At 39.8% G+C, this 19,708-nt stretch carries 18 protein-coding genes; all 18 read left to right on the top strand.

From position 1 onward, the window contains the following. The first annotated feature begins 60 nt into the window (after positions 1-60). The 18 genes from TW85_RS00715 to TW85_RS00800 all read left to right on the top strand — a co-directional run bounded on the left by TW85_RS00715 (position 61) and on the right by TW85_RS00800 (position 19,706). Positions 61-2,028, top strand: coding sequence for a hypothetical protein (locus TW85_RS00715; RefSeq protein WP_046015161.1), 1,968 nt, complete (start codon positions 61-63; stop codon positions 2,026-2,028). Between the two features lie 165 nt (positions 2,029-2,193). Then, positions 2,194-2,496 (top strand): STAS domain-containing protein, encoded by a 303-nt coding sequence (locus TW85_RS00720; protein ID WP_046015162.1) that lies wholly within the window; start codon positions 2,194-2,196, stop codon positions 2,494-2,496. A 3-nt stretch (positions 2,497-2,499) separates the two neighbouring features. Next, positions 2,500-4,200: a fused response regulator/phosphatase gene (locus TW85_RS00725; protein WP_046015163.1), complete on the top strand. Its 1,701-nt coding sequence runs from the start codon at positions 2,500-2,502 to the stop codon at positions 4,198-4,200. Positions 4,201-4,255: 55 nt separating this feature from the next. Further along, positions 4,256-6,322 (top strand): flagellar hook-length control protein FliK, encoded by a 2,067-nt coding sequence (locus TW85_RS00730; RefSeq protein ID WP_046015164.1) that lies wholly within the window; start codon positions 4,256-4,258, stop codon positions 6,320-6,322. A gap of 124 nt (positions 6,323-6,446) precedes the next feature. Then, the gene (locus TW85_RS00735; protein WP_046015165.1) at positions 6,447-6,971 is read left to right on the top strand and encodes a flagellar basal body-associated FliL family protein; all 525 of its coding nucleotides are present in this window, start codon (positions 6,447-6,449) and stop codon (positions 6,969-6,971) included. Between the two features lie 6 nt (positions 6,972-6,977). Next, positions 6,978-7,946: a flagellar motor switch protein FliM gene (gene fliM, locus TW85_RS00740; RefSeq protein WP_046015166.1), complete on the top strand. Its 969-nt coding sequence runs from the start codon at positions 6,978-6,980 to the stop codon at positions 7,944-7,946. A gap of 13 nt (positions 7,947-7,959) precedes the next feature. Continuing rightward, positions 7,960-8,412, top strand: a complete 453-nt coding sequence (gene fliN / locus TW85_RS00745) for a flagellar motor switch protein FliN (RefSeq protein WP_046015167.1) — start codon at positions 7,960-7,962, stop codon at positions 8,410-8,412. Then, positions 8,409-8,813: a flagellar biosynthetic protein FliO gene (fliO, locus tag TW85_RS00750; RefSeq protein ID WP_052701754.1), complete on the top strand. Its 405-nt coding sequence runs from the start codon at positions 8,409-8,411 to the stop codon at positions 8,811-8,813. Before fliN ends, fliO begins: the two co-directional genes overlap by 4 nt. Then, the gene (fliP, locus tag TW85_RS00755; RefSeq protein ID WP_046015168.1) at positions 8,810-9,559 is read left to right on the top strand and encodes a flagellar type III secretion system pore protein FliP; all 750 of its coding nucleotides are present in this window, start codon (positions 8,810-8,812) and stop codon (positions 9,557-9,559) included. The genes fliO and fliP overlap by 4 nt, the downstream gene beginning before the upstream one ends. 1 nt (position 9,560) lies before the next feature. After that, positions 9,561-9,830 carry a flagellar biosynthesis protein FliQ gene (gene fliQ, locus TW85_RS00760; RefSeq protein ID WP_046015169.1) on the top strand — a complete coding sequence of 90 codons (270 nt, stop codon included), beginning with the start codon at positions 9,561-9,563 and terminating at the stop codon, positions 9,828-9,830. Beyond that, positions 9,830-10,612, top strand: coding sequence for a flagellar biosynthetic protein FliR (gene fliR, locus TW85_RS00765; RefSeq protein WP_046015170.1), 783 nt, complete (start codon positions 9,830-9,832; stop codon positions 10,610-10,612). The genes fliQ and fliR overlap by 1 nt, the downstream gene beginning before the upstream one ends. Further along, the gene (gene flhB, locus TW85_RS00770; protein ID WP_046015171.1) at positions 10,605-11,747 is read left to right on the top strand and encodes a flagellar biosynthesis protein FlhB; all 1,143 of its coding nucleotides are present in this window, start codon (positions 10,605-10,607) and stop codon (positions 11,745-11,747) included. Before fliR ends, flhB begins: the two co-directional genes overlap by 8 nt. A gap of 51 nt (positions 11,748-11,798) precedes the next feature. Further along, positions 11,799-13,922 carry a flagellar biosynthesis protein FlhA gene (gene flhA / locus TW85_RS00775; protein WP_046015172.1) on the top strand — a complete coding sequence of 708 codons (2,124 nt, stop codon included), beginning with the start codon at positions 11,799-11,801 and terminating at the stop codon, positions 13,920-13,922. A gap of 99 nt (positions 13,923-14,021) precedes the next feature. Further along, a complete protein-coding gene (gene flhF / locus TW85_RS00780) occupies positions 14,022-15,308 on the top strand; it encodes a flagellar biosynthesis protein FlhF (protein ID WP_046015173.1) in 1,287 nt (428 codons plus the stop codon). A 100-nt stretch (positions 15,309-15,408) separates the two neighbouring features. Next, positions 15,409-16,143, top strand: a complete 735-nt coding sequence (locus TW85_RS00785) for an RNA polymerase sigma factor FliA (RefSeq protein WP_046015174.1) — start codon at positions 15,409-15,411, stop codon at positions 16,141-16,143. Positions 16,144-16,185: 42 nt separating this feature from the next. Then, positions 16,186-16,578: a chemotaxis response regulator CheY gene (gene cheY, locus TW85_RS00790; protein WP_046015175.1), complete on the top strand. Its 393-nt coding sequence runs from the start codon at positions 16,186-16,188 to the stop codon at positions 16,576-16,578. A 9-nt stretch (positions 16,579-16,587) separates the two neighbouring features. Continuing rightward, complete coding sequence (locus TW85_RS00795; protein WP_046015176.1) at positions 16,588-17,370, top strand: protein phosphatase CheZ; 783 nt, start codon at positions 16,588-16,590, stop codon at positions 17,368-17,370. An 11-nt stretch (positions 17,371-17,381) separates the two neighbouring features. Continuing rightward, entirely contained in the window at positions 17,382-19,706 is a 2,325-nt protein-coding gene (locus TW85_RS00800) for a chemotaxis protein CheA (protein WP_046015177.1), read from the top strand. Positions 19,707-19,708 lie beyond the last annotated feature (2 nt).

A 19,708-nucleotide genomic window follows, 5' to 3' on the forward strand; every position in this document is an offset into this window, starting at 1 on the left:
TTAATAAGTATTTTTTATATGATTAGATTTTATGTTTAAACCTTGGCTTCAGGACGTTAGATGACAGAAATTAACTTAAATGCTCGACGTAATAATGTAGTGACATTTTTAACGCGCTCTGTGCTCGTCTTAATGCTATGGGTTTGCCTTGTTATGTCTGGGCTATTTTTCTTTATCACTGAAGAAAATAATAAATCCATGGTGGCTGAGCAGCGGGTTGATTTGATGCTTGAGCAATTGAATGAGCTCCAGTTAGAAGCTTTAGAGTTATTTATTTATTCGACGAATATTATTCCACATGATCCAGCTAGCGTTGAAGAGTTATCAAATAAAGAGCAAGTTTTACAAGCTAGGGTAGCGGCAGAACTTGAAGAAATGATTCGAATTTATCGTGAAATCGATAATTTTCCGGTGATAGAGCTAGATTTAGAAAGGCTATTAGAAGTTCAAGATGTCGAGCAAAAGATGCTGATAATTGAAAGGTTCCAGGAAAGCCTTATTTTAGCGAGATCTGTTTTACATGAATTTAAGTTATTAAAGAAACAAGAATACCTTATCAGCTTTCAGCTTTTTCAAAATTTGGTGATTGGTTTCGCTCTAGTAACTTTGCTGGGCTTACTTTTTACTTATGCGTTGATGCGAAAGAGGCTTTCAGTTGGTTTGGAAAGTGTGCTGAATTTAGTAAAAAAATTCCACCATAAACAATATTCTTATTCACCAGATTGGCATCATAATGATGAATTTAGGGATATCTTCTTTCACTTGCAACAACTTAAGGAATCTAATCTAGTTAATGCGCATGTGATTGAGCGGGATAAAAGCTTATTAGAGCATTATTTTCAAAATATTCAGGAGCCTTGTTTAGCCTTGAATAGTGACAGGCGCTATGTGTTCTGCAATCAGTTGTTTGAGTTGATATGGTCTGAATATCAGGTTGAAATTGAATCAAGCTTGTGTGATTTAGATGAGCCTTCGCTTGAGTTGGTTGATATTAAAATTGCTGAAACTAAAAATAATGATAATTTGCCGTCATTATTCCGTTTTAACGGTTTGGCCTATACTTTTAATGAAGAAGAAATCTTTGAAGAAGGACGTTTGATTGGTTATCTATTAACCTTTACTCCAGTGTCTGATGAGCTAGAGTACGAAGCTGTCACTAAGCTTGTTTCATTAATGTCTAATGATGTTTGGAATGCGCCAGTTAGAGTGATGAGAGAGGAGTCAAAGGTTGCTGCTTTAGCCGTCCAATTAGAGAAAATACGTCTATCAGTAACAAGTCTAATTAACTTATTTGATGGGATGACAGTTGCAGAAGAAAAGCAGAAAGTAACATCTTTAAAAGAAGTTGGTGAGTTGGTTATTATGCTTTCTGAGTCTCTAACTGACGCAAATGATAAATTAACAAGGCAAGAAGTCGCGTTTATTGAAGACGAGTCTGAAAGTGAACTTGAATCACAGGATGAGTTGGACTTTAAGCCATTAAAAGGTGCTGTTTTAGAACTGAGGCAAAAAGTTGAAAATAGCATATTCTTTGCCTCCCAATTAGGTAAAAAGAATACAGACTCATTGCAGGGGTTGGAATCTAATTTGTTACTTGGTTATGAGAACTTGAACCAAAGCCTAACGATTGTTCATAAAGGTGTTGAGGCGAGTGTTAATGCCTTGCAAGATAGTTCTGATTGTATGTCTGAGGTTAAAGTGGCTGTGTTGAATGCCATAGTTAATAAAGATGAAAGTGATATTGAATTGGACGCTTTGCAAAGTATTGCTGTCGATTTAAGTCATGACATAGACACGGTTTCACAAATGTTACAAGATTCATTAGCGCAAGAGAAAGAAAGTTTAGCTATATTAGAAAGTGACATAGAGTCTTGTCAGGAGAGATCGGTTAAAGCAAAAAATGCAATACAGGAGTTTAGCTTGAACAATCAGGAAGATGAATTAACTTCGCACTCTGAAAATATGATGAAGGATGTTTTCAGTTTGGACGATGTATTGGAACGTTTAATAGAAAAGAGTAAGCCTTAGTTTGTTAATGTACTTAAATGTAATGGCGAGAAACTTTATCTGGTAACAAGATAAAATTTGTTATTCAATTCTCTTATTTTCCAATTTGCTTTAAGTGTCAAGGAAGGCAAATTATTAAAGATGAAGTTGTCATTACTTCATGAAGACTTTATAGGATTTAGTTGTATGATCATGCAGACACAATACGATGAAAAAAAACATGCCTTAGTAATTCAAATTGAAGGACGGTTTGATTTTAGTTGTCATAAGGCGTTTAAAGATGCTTACAGCTCTGTAGAAAGTAATTGTAAGTTTGAGTTAGATATGACGAAAGTCACTTATGTTGATAGCTCAGCTTTAGGTATGCTTTTGCTTCTTAGGGATTATGCTGGTGGAGATCAGGGCGAAATAGTCTTGAGTCACTGTAATGACGCAGTAGAAAAAATCCTTCGTATTGCTAACTTTGATAGGTTGTTTTCACTGCATTAATCCATGTCTTTAGTTTCTCTTAATATATTAATTGCTGACGATAACCCATCTGATAGGTTGTTACTAAAAGCTATGCTTAGTGGTCTTGGGCATAACGTAGAAGTTGCAGAGGATGGGTTAGAGGCAATAGAAAAGTTTGATCCAGATTCAACGCAATTGGTTTGTCTTGATGTTGTTATGCCTGAGTGTGATGGGCTAGAGGCAGCTATTAAAATACAAGAGATGAGTCGTGGACGTTTTATTCCAATTGTTTTTTTGTCTGGCCTTTCTGATACATCTTCTTTAGTAAACTGTCTCAAGGTTGGCGGTAGTGATTTTATTTCTAAACCTTTTAATCTAGTGTTAATCGCTGCTAAATTGGATGCCATTATTCGCATTCTTTCTTTGCAGAAAACATTAGAGTCTCAAAGGGACAAGCTTTCATCTTATAATGAGCAGCTTATTCATGAGCAAGAAGTGGCAAAAGTTGTCTATGAAAATATTACCCATTCCAATTGCCTTTCTGACCCTTGTTTAAATACCTTTTATTATGGTCATCATTTGTTTAATGGTGATGTGATACTCGCTGCCTATAAGCCAAATGGCGGAATGCACCTTCTTATCGGAGACTTTACTGGTCATGGCCTTTCAGCGGCAATTGGTGCATTACCTTTAGCTGATATTTTCTTTGAGTGGACCCGTAAAGGCTTCTTAATGAGGCAGATAGTGCCAGAAATTAATCGTAGGTTAAAAGCAATTTTACCTGCTGATATGTTTTGTAGTGCCTTATTTGTTGACATCAACATTACTGATAAAACACTAGAGGTTTGGAATGGCGGTTTACCTGATGCGCTTTTCTTTTCTCAGAGGCAAAAGAAACCTCAACCTTTAGTTTCCCATAACTTGCCGTTAGGAATAGTTGCGGAGTCAGAGTTTACTTATTCAACAGAGATAGTAAGTTTTGAAAATGGTGATTCGTTTTTAGCCTGGTCTGATGGTATTTATGAAGCTATTGATTCTAAGGGGTTGATGTTTTCTGAGTATCAGCTTAACTCTTTGATTGAGGGGAGAGTTGAGGTCGGTGATATTATGCCATGGTTAAGGCGTAAGCTTGAAACCGAAGGTGTACTAGACTCTTCTCACGATGATATATCTTGCTTAAAAATAGAGTTGCATGATGCTATTGGGGTTGAGCAAGAATCGAGTCAAGATAAAGCCGCTGAGCTTGATATGCCATCTGACTTTTCTTTCGAATATACCTTAAATGCAGACTCTTTAAAAAACACAGACCCTTTGCCTTATATCTTGCAAATTATTATGACAGTGTCTGGGCTTAAGCGTTATTCGGGACAGGTGTTTATGATGTTGTCTGAGCTTTATTCAAATGCTTTAGAGCATGGAGTATTGCAATTAAATTCAGAGCTTAAGGCAACTAACGATGGTTTCGTACTTTATTATATGGAGCGTGAAACGCGCTTAAGTACACTTGAAACTGGTTTTATTAGAATTAAAGTCTCTATTTCCTCTAATGAAGTTGGCGGTTTATTGAGTATTGAGCTTGAAGATAGTGGGGATGGTTTTGATACCTCAAAAGTTGGCTTGAAACTAGAAGACTCTGATGAGCTTTATAATCGAGGTTTACCTTTGCTTGGTCAGCTTTGCCAATCCATCACCTTCTCTGATAAAGGCAATCAGGTAGGTGTTCAGTATCAGTGGGATAAATAAGTAAATTTTAATTGGCCCTTGATTTGCATAGGTTATCTGTGAATCGGAGGGCTCTATGTTAGCAAATTCAAATTTATCTGTAATTACCCCAAAATCTAACGTCAATTCTTCAAGTGCTGGAAGCGAGCCTTCCACTTCAACCGATTCATTTGATAGCGTCTTTCAGCAAGTTAGTGGTGAATTATCTACTGATTCACCCTCTCAAACAGTTCCTCCTTCGGGTAACTCTATAAAAGATGATAGCGTTGAGACTGATGTACTTATTGGTGATGAAGCTAATTTGGATGAGAGTAAAGAGCTAGTCTCTGACTCAACTCCCGTTGAGGCTAGTGTTGGTGCTGGTTTGGTCGCAATTGAGCAAGATAATATATCTAATTTAACTGCTGAGGGTTCTTCTGTTCAGGGTTCTTCTATTCAAGGTGCTTCGACAAATATCTCTCAGGAAGACATAGTAAATACAGGGCTAGTTTCAGCTCAGACTGACCTTGCTTTAGAGGGAAGAGGGAGTTTATCTGACAATGATATGCCTGATAGCTTGGACCCTAAAAGTCTTGATGCCAGCCTAGTTTCTAACGAAGGGGCTGCATCAGGGACTTTTAATTCGATTAATTCAGCGCACAATGTTTCTGTTGAACATGAATTGGGTAAAGACGGTCTCATTGAAAATACTCAGCCCCCCTCAAGTGTATTAGCTGGTCAAGGGGAAAAATCAAACTTAGGTGGCAACTCTTTGCAAAGTCAGGGGGTAAAAGTTGCCAATCAAGGAGAGATTCAGCTTAACTCTGTTGAAGAAAATAAGTTGGTAAATAATCAAAATGCAGAATTAACCGCTAATACACTTGTTTCAGGATCTTTGGCTGCAACTGCAGGTTTAGCTAAAAGTGATACAAATCCTACTCATGATTTAACAAGCTCTGTTGAGGGGCATGTAGAGGTAAATTCAAAAGTCGCGAATGCTTCTACTAGCCTAGCTACTGGGTTGGCAGCTAGTGCTGCGACTACGAATCTTGCATCAAGTTCTAAAGCAACCACTTCTGATAGTGAGGTATCCGGATTACTCAATGAACAGCTTGAAAATCTTGCTAAGAGTGATGCTAATAAAGCAACTCAAAGTCTTGTTCCAGAAAGTGATTCGCTTGATGTATCTGCTGGTTTAGCTTTGTTAGGTGCAGGTGCGTTATCGCGTGATACTAAGTCGCAAGTAGTAGCTGAAAGCGCTAAATCGATTACGCCTAGCTCTGGTCTTGTGTCATCAGAATTAGCCGAAAATACTGACCTTGATTGGATAATGCAGCAAATGCCAAGGGAGCAACAAGTAACAGCGGAGTTGGGAATGGGGGCTGAGTTGATTAAATCAACTGCTCCAGTAAGTCCCGCTTTGGCACAAAACACAGATCAAATGACAAAAGTAGCTGCACCTTTGTCCTTAGGCTTGGCTGCTGGTGAGTCAGGCTTGTTAGAGGCAGGTCCTGAATCTGAAATGTTAATTGAAACTGAGTTTAAAAATAATAATGCCAATAAAATTGAGCCAGAGTTAGGTCGACAACTAGATACGTCTAGCTCGACTCGCTCTGGGCTAGGGGATAGTAGTTTGGGAGCAAATGCAATCAGTACGGCCCCAACTGCAGCTGTTGAGGCAAAGCTTGGTCTGGCAACAGCAGTGACTAACACAAGTAATCCTGCAAATATGACAATGCAAGTTCCTCCAAATCATCCTAACTGGTCTTCAGAGATGGGAGAAAAGATGATGTGGATGAATAGGCAAGGCATACAGCAAGCTGAAATTCATTTAGATCCTCCAGAGTTAGGAAGCTTAACAGTTAAAGTGTCTGTTGATTCTGATGTTGCTACTGTAAGTTTTGTTGCAGCATCAACTCAAGTTAAAGATTTGCTTGAAGGTCAGGTTCAAAGGCTGCGTGAAATGATGGCGCAGCAAGGTTTGGAGTTAGCCGAAGTAGACGTTAATGTTTCTCAGCAAGGATCTGGCTCACAACAATCAGGAGAGGATGCTGATAACCAGTTTGCTCAGCATGATTTAGATACAGATTCAGAAGAGGTTGATTCAAGTTTGATGATGAATGAAGCGAATGTGTCTCGTTCAAAAGTCGATTTTTATGCATGATATAGCAAGATTACCTAAAAGCTATGGTACTAGCATCAAAACCTAGTAGAATGACAGATAGTAATGTTTGTATTGTATCAATATGATAATACAACACTTTTTAATGAGAGATTAAGGGTATTACATGGCTGATGAAGATTTAGATGTAACTGCTGAAGAAGGTGCTAAAGGTGGTAAGGGTAAGTTAATTATCATTATCGTAGCTGCTGTTCTTGTATTGGCTATAGGTGGTGGTGCAGCTTTCTTTTTATTAAGTGATAGTAGTGAAGACGATGCTGCAGCGGCTGACAGTGCTGAGACGAGTCAAGATGTTGGCGCAGCGGCAACTGGTCCTGCGATTTATTTAAAACTTGACCCCGCATTTGTCGTGGATTTTATTGTGGATGGAAAGCAAAGATATTTACAGCTAAACCTAACAGTTAAATCTCGTGATCAAGCACAAATTGATGCGATAAAGATACACATGCCATTAATTCGAAATAGCCTTGTCCTATTGTTTTCTAGCCAGGTCTTTAGTGAGCTGCAATCAACTGAAGGTAAGCTAGCGCTTAAGGCTGCTTCGGTAGAGTCTATCAATACAATTTTGCAGCAGGAAACGGGTGCCGCAGGTGTTGAAGATGTTTTATTTACTAACTTTGTGATGCAGTAAGAATTTATGTCTGCTCAAGATCTATTATCCCAAGATGAGATTGATGCTCTCTTACATGGTGCAGATGAAAAACCCGAAGAGGATGATAATTCGGATGAAGGAGGTGTTGCCTCCTACGATATAACAAGTCAGGAAAGAATCGTTCGTGGCAGAATGCCAACGCTTGAAATGATTAATGAGCGTTTTGCCCGTTATACTCGTATTAGTTTGTTTAATTTGCTTCGAAGAACCGCCGATGTTTCTTCGGGCGGTTTGCAAATCATGAAGTTTGGTGAGTATGTACATACTCTGTACGTCCCAACAAGTTTGAACTTGGTTAAATTTAGACCTTTAAGAAGTACCGCTCTTTTTATTTTAGATGCTAAATTAGTCTTTAAATTAGTTGACAACTTTTTTGGTGGTGATGGTCGACATGCTAAGATTGAGGGTCGAGAATTTACTCCTACTGAAATACGTATTGTTCAGCTAATGTTGGAGCAAGTTTTTGTCGATTTGACAGAAGCTTGGGCGCCTGTTTTAACAGTAGAGCTAGATTACATTAGTTCAGAAGTGAACCCTGCTATGGCAAACATAGTGAGTCCTAGTGAAGTTGTAGTTGTTTCAACCTTCCATATTGAGCTTGATGGAGGTGGTGGAGAGCTTCATATCACCTTGCCATACTCTATGATAGAACCTGTACGTGAGCTGTTAGATGCAGGTGTGCAGAGTGATGTGGACGAGAAAGATGATAGGTGGGGGAAATCTTTACAGCAAGATGTCAAAGATTTAAAAGTTGAGTTGTCTGCAGCAGTTGCTCATGTTGATGTTCCTCTGCAAGATGTGTTGAAGTTTAAAGCAGGAGATATTATTCCTGTTGAAATTCCCGAATTTATTACTGTCAAAGCAAATGGCTTACCAACAATAAAAGGTAAGTTAGGAGTGAGTAATGAGAAGTATTCGGTTCAAGTTGTTGAAAATTATAAACTACCAAAGTAACGAGATTAGATAGATGTCTGAAGAATCCCCAGATCAAGCAGGAATGGATGAAGGTTTAGCCGATGAATGGGCTGAAGCTATGGCCGAGGCTGGTGAAACTGGTGGGGATGGTGTCGAGGACGAATGGGCTGCGGCCATGTCCGAACAAGATGCTCAACCAGTTGAACTTGAAGAGCTAACGCCAGCGGTTGGTGGGCAAGAAACGCCAGCTGGTATGGATCTTATCATGGATATTCCTGTTACTTTATCGATGGAGTTGGGGAGTACATCCATAGCAATTCGAAACTTATTGCAATTAACGCAGGGCTCTGTTGTAGAGTTAGATCGCTATGCAGGCGAGCCTTTGGATGTGTTGGTAAATGGTACCTTGATTGCTCATGGTGAAGTTGTTGTTGTAAATGATAAATATGGGATTCGCTTGACTGATGTAGTGAGTCCGAGCGAACGAATTAAGCGTATTAAGTGAAGTACTTTACTCTTAGTGTTAGTTTTTTAGTCTTAATGCTTCCGGGTTATCTTTTTGCCTCAGGTATTAATGATTTGATGTCAGCATCTTCTATTTGGAAGATGTTGCTGTCTTTGGCGTTTGTAATTGCGCTTATTCCCCTGTCTATTTGGGCAATGAAAAAAATTCAGAAGGTACAGGGGAAGTTTGGCAATACGCCAATTCAGATTCTGAACGTTCAGGCTCTGGGGGCAAAAGAAAAGCTTGTGGTGATTGAGGTTGATCAACAGAAATTATTGCTAGGTGTAACTGGGCAATCCATTTCTTTAATTAAAACCTTATCGGAAAAAAACGTCGCTTTTTCTGATTATATTCCTAATAATGTTCAGTCCGCATCTGAGAGTAAGGACGAGGCTGAATGACTCGCTTTTCCTTTATTTTAATTCCTCTGATATCTCTTCTATTTTCTACTAATGCGATTGCTGAAGTCGGTTTACCTGCGTTAACTGTGACGACGAATGATGATGGCACGCAAGACTATAGTGTGTCTTTGCAAATTTTATTCATAATGACTGCGCTGACACTTTTGCCAGCAGCACTCACCATGATGACCGCATTTACTCGAATTGTGGTAGTGCTGGCTATATTGCGACAAGCGATAGGGTTGCAACAAACACCTTCCAATCAAATTATGGTAGGCATGGCACTTTTTCTAACGCTTTTCATAATGACTCCCACCTTGGATAAAATTAATGCTGTTGCTTTACAGCCTTATTTAAAGGAGGAAATGACTTCTATTCAAGCTGTTGAAGCGGCTTCTGTGCCTATTCGTGATTTCATGTTGGCCCAGACCCGAGAGAGTGATATTGCTTTGTTTGTTAAATTAGCAGGCAAAGAAGGGCAAATAGAGTCTTTAGAAACCTTACCTTTTACTATTTTGATGCCAGCTTTTGTTGCAAGTGAGCTTAAAACAGCGTTCCAAATTGGCTTTATGATTTTTATTCCTTTTCTAGTATTAGATATGGTGGTGGCAAGTGTATTAATGGCGATGGGTATGATGATGCTATCGCCGATTATTATTTCTTTGCCTTTTAAAATTATGTTGTTTGTAATGGTTGATGGCTGGGCGATGATAATGGGTACTTTAGCCGCTAGCTTTGGAGTCTGACGTGGATCCACAGGTAGTATTAGATTTATATGGGCAGGCATTTCTTCTTATCGTTATTATGGTAGGAGCTGTGATGGTGCCAAGCTTAATTGTAGGTCTAATTGTGAGTGTGTTTCAGGCGGCGACCCAAATTAACGAACAGACCTTAACATTTTTACCTCGTCTTATTGTTACTATTCTCGTAATCATCTACTTAGGGCCTTGGCTCTTGCAGAAGTTAGTCGACTTCACCTCTCAGCTCTTTATCGATATTCCACTGATTATTGGCTGATGTTACAGATTTATCCGGATGAGCTCTTGGGGCTTACGGTAAGTTTCTTACTACCTTTTTTTCGAATAGGGGCTTTTCTGATGGCCTTACCACTATTCGGTACTCAGCTTGTTAGTACTCGTATTCGAATAGCTTTTGCCTTTGTTATAGCCATTATTGTTACGCCTGTTGTTGCTGTGCCTGCCTATGATCCCGTTTCTCCTTATTTTGTTGTTTTAATTGTTGAGCAAATGATTATTGGCGTAGTGCTTGGTTTTATTGTCAGTATTCTTTTTCAAGTCTTCTCTTTGGCTGGGCAGCTTGCTGCCATGAAGGCAGGCCTTGGTTTTGCTATGTCGAATGACCCTGCAAACGGTATTTCTGTTGCAACTTTAGGTCAGTACTATTTAACTATGGTTGGTTTAGCTTTTCTTATGACAGATGGCCACCATGTGATGCTTGAGTATCTAGTGGAGAGTTTTGAGTACTGGCCAATAGGGCAAGGATTTAATTCTGAGTTTTATTATGACATAGTGCTTCTTGGTGGTTGGATGTTTGAGAAAGCATTACTTATGGTATTGCCTTTATCTATTGCTGTGTTGGTAATGAATTTATCTTTTGGTGTGGTGGCTAAAGCCTCGCCTCAATTAAATATTTTTGCATTAGGCTTTCCGGTGATAATGCTTTTCTCCTTGTTCTTCTTTTGGATTATGTTAGAAGACTTTTTAGAAATTTATCGTCTTTTCTTTAGTGAGTTAACGACTTGGATGAAAGATAAGTGGGGGTTGAGGCTAGATGGCTGAAAACGAAGATGGCGCAGAAAAAACGGAGGACGCCAGTAGTAAGAAGCTGGACGAGGCCCGAAATAAAGGTAATTTACCTAGATCGAAAGACCTTAGTTCAGCGTTACTTCTCCTAATCGCCGCTGCAAGCCTGTACGCAACAGGTACTTTGTTGGCTCAAGATATGTCTAATGTTTTTGAGTTTAATTTCGTATTAACTCGTGCGGATATGTTTGATGTCTCGAAAATGGTAATCCATTTGTCAGACTCCTCTATTGCTATGATGGACTCCCTAATCGTTATGATGATAGTGCTTGCAATAGCAGGCATAGTCGGGAGTGTTGCACTTGGTGGCTTTAATTTCTCTTGGGAACCAGTTATTCCTAAGTTAAGTAAAATGAACCCTATCTCCGGTCTTAAGCGTATGTTTTCATTGAACTCATTAGTTGAGTTATTGAAATCGATTGCAAAAGTGTCGCTTGTCTTGATTGTGGCTTTTTTTGTTCTCAAAATATATTTGCCAGAGATGCTTCTAGTTCCTTTCCAATCTATAGAGCTAGCTTTAGAGCACGCTATCGATGTCGTAATTTGGGCGTTTGTTTATGTTTCTCTTGCTGTGTTACTCATTGCTGCTGTAGATGTGCCTTATCAAGCCTGGACGCATAAAGATAAACTAAAGATGACCAAGCAAGAGACAAAAGATGAATATAAAAATGCTGAAGGTGATCCTCAAATTAAAGCAAGGATAAGGCAAACTCAGCGTCAAGCATCTATGCGGCGTATGATGGAGGATGTTCCTAATGCCGATGTTATTATTACCAACCCAACACACTTCTCTGTTGCATTAAAGTATGAGGCTGGTGCTAAGGGAGCGCCAAAGCTACTTGCAAAAGGTAACGATTTTGTCGCCCTTAAAATTAGAGAGATAGGGGCTTTCCATAATATCCCTGTGATACAATCCCCTGTTTTAGCGCGTTCTATTTACCATCATACTGACATTGGTGAAGAAATACCGACAGGTTTATTTCAGTCGGTCGCGCAAATTTTGGCTTACGTTTATCAGTTAAAGCAATCTCGTATGTTTGGTGCCAAAGCACCCGATGGGGTTCCAAATGTGGATGTGCCTCAGGAGTTTCATTGGGACGGTGAATATTAAATTGACTGTTATTTTTTGTTAAAAGACATAGTGTAGTTTTAGGATTTAATATTGAAGTTTGATCGTCAACAAGTACTTGGCCAAGCCAAGGGGCTAGCAAATGGTAACTTAGGAGTGCCATTCCTGCTTTTGTCTCTTTTGGCTATGATGATATTGCCAATTCCAGCATTTCTATTGGATGTACTTTTTACCTTTAATATTGCGCTCGCTATCGTTGTATTGCTTGTTTCTATTTATTCTTTACGACCTCTAGATTTTGCTGTATTCCCCACTGTTCTCTTAGTTGCCACCTTATTACGATTAGCGCTAAATGTTGCTTCCACTAGGGTTGTACTTTTGTATGGCCACGAAGGAGGAGATGCTGCCGGTAAGGTTATTGAGGCTTTTGGCGAAGTGGTAGTCGGTGGTAATTATGTTGTTGGTTTTGTTGTCTTCGCCATCTTAATGATAATTAACTTTGCTGTAATCACAAAGGGTGCTGGACGAATATCTGAAGTAAGTGCTCGCTTTACGCTTGACGCTATGCCTGGTAAGCAAATGGCAATCGATGCAGACTTGAATGCGGGCATGATAAACCCTGATGAAGCAAAAATACGACGAGCAGAAATTGCCTCTGAAGCTGAGTTTTATGGCTCCATGGATGGTGCGAGTAAGTTTGTTAAGGGTGATGCTGTTGCCGGTTTAATGATTTTGGGTATCAACATCATAGGTGGCTTTGCTATTGGTATGGCGCAGCATGGACTGACTTTTAACGATGCTATTACTAAATATTCATTGCTTACAATCGGTGATGGTTTAGTTGCACAAATACCTTCTCTAATGTTGTCTACATCTGCTGCCATTATGGTTACCCGAGTAAATGAGTCAGGTGACATGGGGAGTCAGGTTGTCAGACAGATGTTCTCCAGCTCTAAAGCGCTTTATGTTGCGGCGGCTGTGATGGGGATCATGGGGATAGTGCCAGGTATGCCACACTTATCCTTCTTGTCGCTTGCTGCTTTGATGGCTGGTTTAGCTTATTTCTTTGAATATAGAGAAAAACAGAAAAGCCAAGCTAAGACAAAAACACGTGCTACATCAGCTGATGGTTCAGATGCTCCTCAGACGCCAGAGTCAAAAGACTTAAGCTGGGATGATGTTGCTCCGGTTGATATCTTAGGTCTTGAAGTGGGCTACCGACTTATTCCTCTTGTTGATAAGTCTCAAGGTGGTGAATTGTTAGCAAGGATTAAGGGTGTAAGGCGTAAATTATCTCAAGATTTAGGCTTTTTGGTGCCCAGTGTTCATATTAGGGATAACTTAGACCTTCTGCCTAATGCCTATAGAGTGACGCTCATGGGTGTTAGTTTAGCGGATGCCGAGGTTCATTCGGACAAAGAACTGGCAATCGACCCTGGACAAGTATTTGGAAAATTAGATGGAATACCTGATAAAGACCCTTCTTTTGGCCTAGATGCTGTATGGATTGATCCTAAAAAAAGAGATCAAGCACAAACTTATGGCTATACCGTTGTTGATGTAAGTACCGTTGTTGCAACACATATTAATCAGATTATGCATAAGCATGCTCATGAGTTGATTGGTCATGATGAAGTGCAGCAACTGCTAGAGTTATTAAAGCAGCATAATCCTAAGTTGGCAGAAGAATTGGTACCTAACACTGTACCTGTAAGTGTGTTGTTGAAAATACTGCAAAATCTTTTAGTTGAAGGTGTGCCTTTACGTGATATGAGAACAATTGCAGAAGCTATTATGGGAGTTGTTCCTAAGTCTCAAGACCCTATGGTGCTTACTGCTGCAGTGAGGACCTCTTTGTCACGTTTAATCGTACAAACTCTAGCTGAAGGGGTTGATGAAATTCCTGTATTAACCTTAGACCCTGAGCTAGAAAAAATGCTGATGCAAACGGTTCAGCAAAGTCAACAAGCGGGTGTTAAGAATGAGGAGGCTTTGATCTTAGAGCCTTCAATGGCTGAGCAGCTACAAACTTCATTAAGGCAGTCTTCTGAACAGCAAGAAAGTAACGGTAATACACCTATATTGATTGTATCTGCACCTATTAGGCCTATGTTGGCAAGATTTATGCGTTATGGTGGTATAAATATGGCTGTTTTGTCGTACCAAGAGGTGCCAGATCATAAGCGAATTACAGTCGTAGGCGTTATTGGTCAGTAAAATTGCTGTACTTGCCCTGATATCTTTCTATATTTATCAAATTCTTTCGGGTAAGCTATGGATTTGTAAGAGAAATTAACTTTAAAGGATAGGTCTTTAATGCAGATAAGGCGGTTTCGAGCAGCAGATATGCGCCAAGCGATTCGCAAAGTACGCGACGCTGTAGGCCCTGATGCCGTAATTCTGTCTAATCAACGCCTTGCAAGTGGAGAGATCGAAATAGTTGCCGCTCTAGATTATGACGGTAGCATGCCTTCAAATTACTCAAGTCAGCCTAAACCTGAGCCTCCTCCTGTTACTCCTAAAACAGCGCCTCAACAAAGCTATCAAGAGCGAATTGAACAAGCTAAGCAACCTGAAATTTCACAAGTAAATCATCAAGCTGATCTTGCTCAGAAAATGTCGTCTGTACCTGCTAATAAATATGTTTCCATGGCAGATGAAGATCCTGTTATCGAAGAGTCTTTATCTATTAAGCAGCCAGAGGAAAGTGCTCAATTAAAAGAGATGGAAGCTGAACTGCAAAAGGTAAAGGAGTTGCTTGAGCAGCAGCGTAAGTTGGGTGATACCAAGAAAAATGACCTTGACCCTGCACAAGCAAAAGTAAAAGAGAGATTGACCTCCCTCGGATTATCGTCAAGTATTGTCTCTGGTATTCTGGATGATGTCGAGTTACTGGGACGTGAAGACGATTGGAACCGAGTGCTATCTCATTTGGCTGAACATATACCAGTTAAGAAACAAGGTTCTGAAATGCATGGTTGTTATGCGTTTATGGGGCCAACAGGCGTTGGTAAAACAACAACAATTGGCAAGATTGCTGCGCAACATGTTTTAAAGCATGGCTCAGACAGTGTTGTTTTAGTGACAACTGATACATATAGAATTGCAGCGCATGAACAACTTCGTACATTTGGTCGCATATTGAATGTTCCTGTTGTTGTTGTTAATGAATATTCAGATTTGAATGAAGTACTTGATAAATATTCTAACTTTTCACTCGTTTTAGTTGATACTGCAGGTATGAATCCAAGGGATAGAAACCTAGAACGTCAATTGCTTATGATGAAAAGGGCTCATTCAGATTTAAAAAAATTGCTAGTATTACCCTGTACAAGTCAAAGACAAGTATTAAAAACTGTTGTTGATGTGTATGCTCAGGTGCAATTAGATGGTTGTGTGTTAAGTAAGCTAGATGAATCTGCTTCACTAGGTGAGGCGGTTAGTGTTGTTATTGAAGAGAGGTTGCCAGTCGTCTACATCGCAGATGGGCAGCGCATTCCAGATGATATTCAACCTGCAAGAGCACATAATATAATAAGCCGAGCAGTTTATACTGCGGAGCAATATAGTCATATATACAGCTCATTGAAATACGGTAGTTAGTAACTTTATGTTATTTCAACCAGTAAGTTATAGAACAATATAGTACAGTTATTTCAAGAGTATTGGTTTAACAAATATAAGGTTACGTTCATCTTTGATTATGCAGTCCAGAACAGGTCTAAATGCCTATAATCAAAAACCGGCACCATCAGTTAATCAAATTATTGATGAATACGGTTTCTTGGTTAAAAAAATTGCCTATCATCTGCTTGCGAGGTTACCAAGCAGTGTTGAGCTGGATGATTTAATTCAAGCGGGGATGATGGGATTGATTGAGGCGTTTAAACGCTTTGAGTCAACAAAAGGTGCTAGTTTTGAAACTTATGCCGGAATCCGTATTCGTGGCTCTATCATGGATGAGGTCCGTAAAAGTGACTGGGCTCCTAGGTCAGTACGTCGAAATGGGCGAGCAATAGCTAGTGCGATTAAAGAATTAGAAGCTAAGCTTGGTCGTGAAGCTAGTGATTTTGAAATATCTCAAGCAATGGATATTGGGCTAAATGAATATCATGAGATGTTGCAATCAAGTATGTCTACTCAGTTATTTAGTTTTGAAGAGTTGCTTGACTCGGAAGGGTTAAATATTGAGACAGATAATGAAGAGGATAGTGCGCCATACTCTTTTGTTGAAGACTTAGGTTTTCAAAAACAATTGGCGCAAGAAATAGATTCTTTACCAGAACGAGAAAAGTTAGTTCTATCCTTGTATTACAATGATGAACTTAACCTTAAAGAAATCGGTTCTGTGTTAGGTGTGAGTGAATCGCGAGTGAGTCAGATACATAGTCAAGCAGCTATGCGTCTTAAAGCTAGATTAAGTGATTGGCGAGATTAAATATGAGCTTTGATAGACTACCTTTGGGTTGTGGAGGTTGCATTGGATAAAAACATGAAGATCCTAATCGTTGATGATTTCTCAACAATGAGGCGTATCATCAAAAATTTACTAAGGGATTTGGGATTTACCAATACAGTTGAAGCTGATGATGGGACAACTGCATTACCTATATTGCAGACAGGAACCATAGATTTCTTGGTAACTGACTGGAATATGCCAGGTATGACTGGAATTGAGTTGCTTCGCTCTGTGAGGGCTGATGAAAAACTCAAAACGATTCCAGTTTTGATGGTTACTGCTGAGGCTAAGCGAGACCAAATTATTGCCGCTGCACAAGCAGGGGTTAATGGTTATGTTGTAAAACCATTTACTGCAGTGGCGTTAAAAGAAAAAATCGAGAAGATTTTTGAACGAATTGATGCCGGAAAATAGGGGCTGAGAATGTCTGATAATTCTAAGTTGCGGCTTGGTGAATTTGAGACTCAGGTGAAAGATGGTGCAGTAGATTTAATTAATCGTATTGAAACTGGCGACTTCGCTGGTGCGATTAAAATTATTCAAGATCTTAGTGAAGCGCGTCATAACAACTTCTATAACGAAGTTGGCTATCTGACTCGTAGCCTTCACGATGCTATCCGAGATTTCAAAGTTGATTCTGTTGATCAAATTGTTGATCAAGTTGATGGTGCATCAAAAATTACAGATGCGACTGACCGCTTGAACTATGTCATTGATATGACCAACAGCGCTGCAAACACTACTATGGATATGGTCGATAGTAGCGTTCCAGTTGCTAGCCAACTACAAGATCAAGCAAGAGACCTAAGAAAAGATTGGGGCCGACTTATTCAGCGTGATTTAACTCCAGCTGAATTCCGTGAGCTTTACAAACGAATTGATGTATTTCTGCAAACAGCAGATGAAAGTGCAACAACTCTGCATTCAAATCTGAATGCCATTCTTTTGGAACAAGGTTATCAAGATTTAACTGGACAAGTTATTACACGCGTAACAGAACTAATTCGTGATGTTGAAGAAAAACTTGTTCACCTTGTTGCTGTTGCTGGGCGTGTTGATAGCATTTCTGGTATGGAACATGAAGACGTAGAAAATGAAGTTGATGACACAAAAGGTCATGGTCCAGCCATCAATAGTGATAACAACCCTGAAGTATTGAATAGCCAAGACGAAGTTGATGACTTGCTATCCAGTCTTGGTTTCTAGAGGAGCTGAGGATGAGTTTCGAAGTTGATGAAGAGATCCTACAGGATTTTTTAGTTGAAGCAGGTGAAATCCTTGAACAGCTATCTGAACAACTGGTTGATTTAGAACAAAACCCAAACGATATTGCCTTATTGAATGCAATCTTTAGAGGTTTCCATACAGTTAAAGGCGGCGCCGGATTTTTACAGTTAAATGCATTGGTTAACTGTTGCCATTATGCTGAAAACGTCTTTGATATTTTGCGTAACGGTCAAAGAAACGTTACCGCAGAGCTTATGGATGTCGTTTTACAAGCTCTTGATGCCGTTAATGAGATGTTTGAGGTGGTTCGTTCTGGCGGGGAGCCAGAGCCTGCTGACCCTGAGATAATTGAAGCTTTAAGTAAGTACGCTTGTCCTGCCTCTGAAGATGAAGAGGGAGAAGATGAGTCTGAAGCAGAAGTTGAAGAGACAGTAGAAGAAGTAGAAGAGACTCAGGTTGAAGAAGTTGACTCTGCTGCTCAAGAAGAGAATGTTGATATCTCAGATGATGAGTTTGAGTCGCTTTTAAATGCTCTGGGTGATGATGAAAGTACCCCAGCTGCAGTTCAAGCAGAGACTTCTCAGTCTGACAATGCTGCTCCGGCTAATAGCGATGATATTACTGAGAGTGAGTTTGATGCCCTTCTAGATCAACTGCACGGTGAAGGGGTGCCTGGTGCAACAAATGATGCGGCTCCAGAGCAAGCTGAACCAGCAACAGAAACTCAAGCAGCTGACACAGCTTCTGATGAAATTACTGAAGATGAGTTTGAGAAATTATTAAATCAACTTCACGGTGAAGGTGCTCCTGGACAGGATTCAGCTAAAGAAAGTGAGCAACCAGAAGCAGAAAAGGTAACAGATAAGAAAGACGATAAAGTGGCAAATGCTGCTGGTCCAGATTCTGATTTAATTACAGAAGATGAGTTTGAATCTTTATTAGATACCTTGCATGCTGAGAAGCAACAAGCTCCTCAAGCATCAGCGCCTGAAAATAAACCAAAGGCAGAGGCGAAAGCTAAACCTAAAGCAGAGGCGAAAGCTAAACCCAAGCCAAAAGCAGAGGCTAAGCCCAAACCGAAAAAAGCTGAGGTTGTAGCGAAAGAACCTGCGAAATCTAAAGATGATAAGCCGAATGCGCCAGTTGTTCAGGAAACGACAGTAAGGGTAGATACAAAGCGTTTAGACGATATTATGAATATGGTGGGAGAGCTAGTTTTAGTTCGAAACCGTCTAGTTCGTCTGGGTTTACAAAGTGAAGATGAGTCAATGGGGAAAGCTGTAGCTAACCTTGATGTTGTTACTGGCGATCTTCAGAATGCTGTTATGAAAACTCGAATGCAGCCAATTAAGAAAGTATTTGGACGTTTTCCTCGAGTTGTTCGTGACCTAGCTAGAAACCTTAAGAAAGAAGTTAATTTAGAGCTTAGAGGTGAAGAAACCGATTTAGATAAAAACTTGGTTGAAGCGCTTGCAGATCCTCTTGTTCACTTAGTGAGAAACTCTGTAGACCATGGTGTTGAAGCACCAGATGTTCGTGAGGCAAATGGTAAGCCTCGTGGTGGTAAGGTAATACTGTCAGCTGAGCAAGAAGGTGATCATATACTTCTATCCATCGAAGACGATGGTGCTGGTATGGATGCAGATAAGTTGCGTCAAAAAGCAGTTGAAAAAGGCTTAATGGATACTGATGCTGCAGAGCGCTTATCTGATGATGAAGCCTTTAATTTGATCTTTGCTCCAGGTTTTTCTACTAAGGTTGAAATTACTGATGTGTCCGGCCGCGGTGTAGGTATGGACGTAGTTAAGACGAAAATTTCGCAACTTAACGGAACATTAGACATCAAATCTGTTTTAGGTAAGGGATCACGATTCTCTATTAAGGTGCCTTTAACCTTAGCTATTATGCCTACGCTGATGGTGATGCTAGAAGATCAAGCATTTGCATTCCCTCTAGTGAGTGTAAATGAAATCTTCCATTTGAATCTTAAAAAGACAAACATAGTAGATGGTCAACAAGTGGTGGTAATTCGTGGTAAAACACTGCCTATCTTCCATTTGAAACACTGGTTAGTTAAAGGTCAAGCTGCTGATCTTAACCCTGAAGAAGCTCATGTTGTTGTTGTTCAGGTTGGGATGAATGAAGTTGGCTTTGTTGTTGATCAGTTGGTCGGTCAAGAAGAGGTTGTGATTAAGCCTCTTGGTAAAATGTTGCAAGGTACATCCGGTATGGCTGGTGCAACTATTACCGGAGACGGACGAATTGCATTAATTTTAGATGTTCCTAGCATGCTTAAGAGTTATGCATCGCGATAGGT

Origin of the sequence: Marinomonas sp. S3726 (assembly GCF_000967665.1) — a bacterium.
Lineage (GTDB): Bacteria > Pseudomonadota > Gammaproteobacteria > Pseudomonadales > Marinomonadaceae > Marinomonas.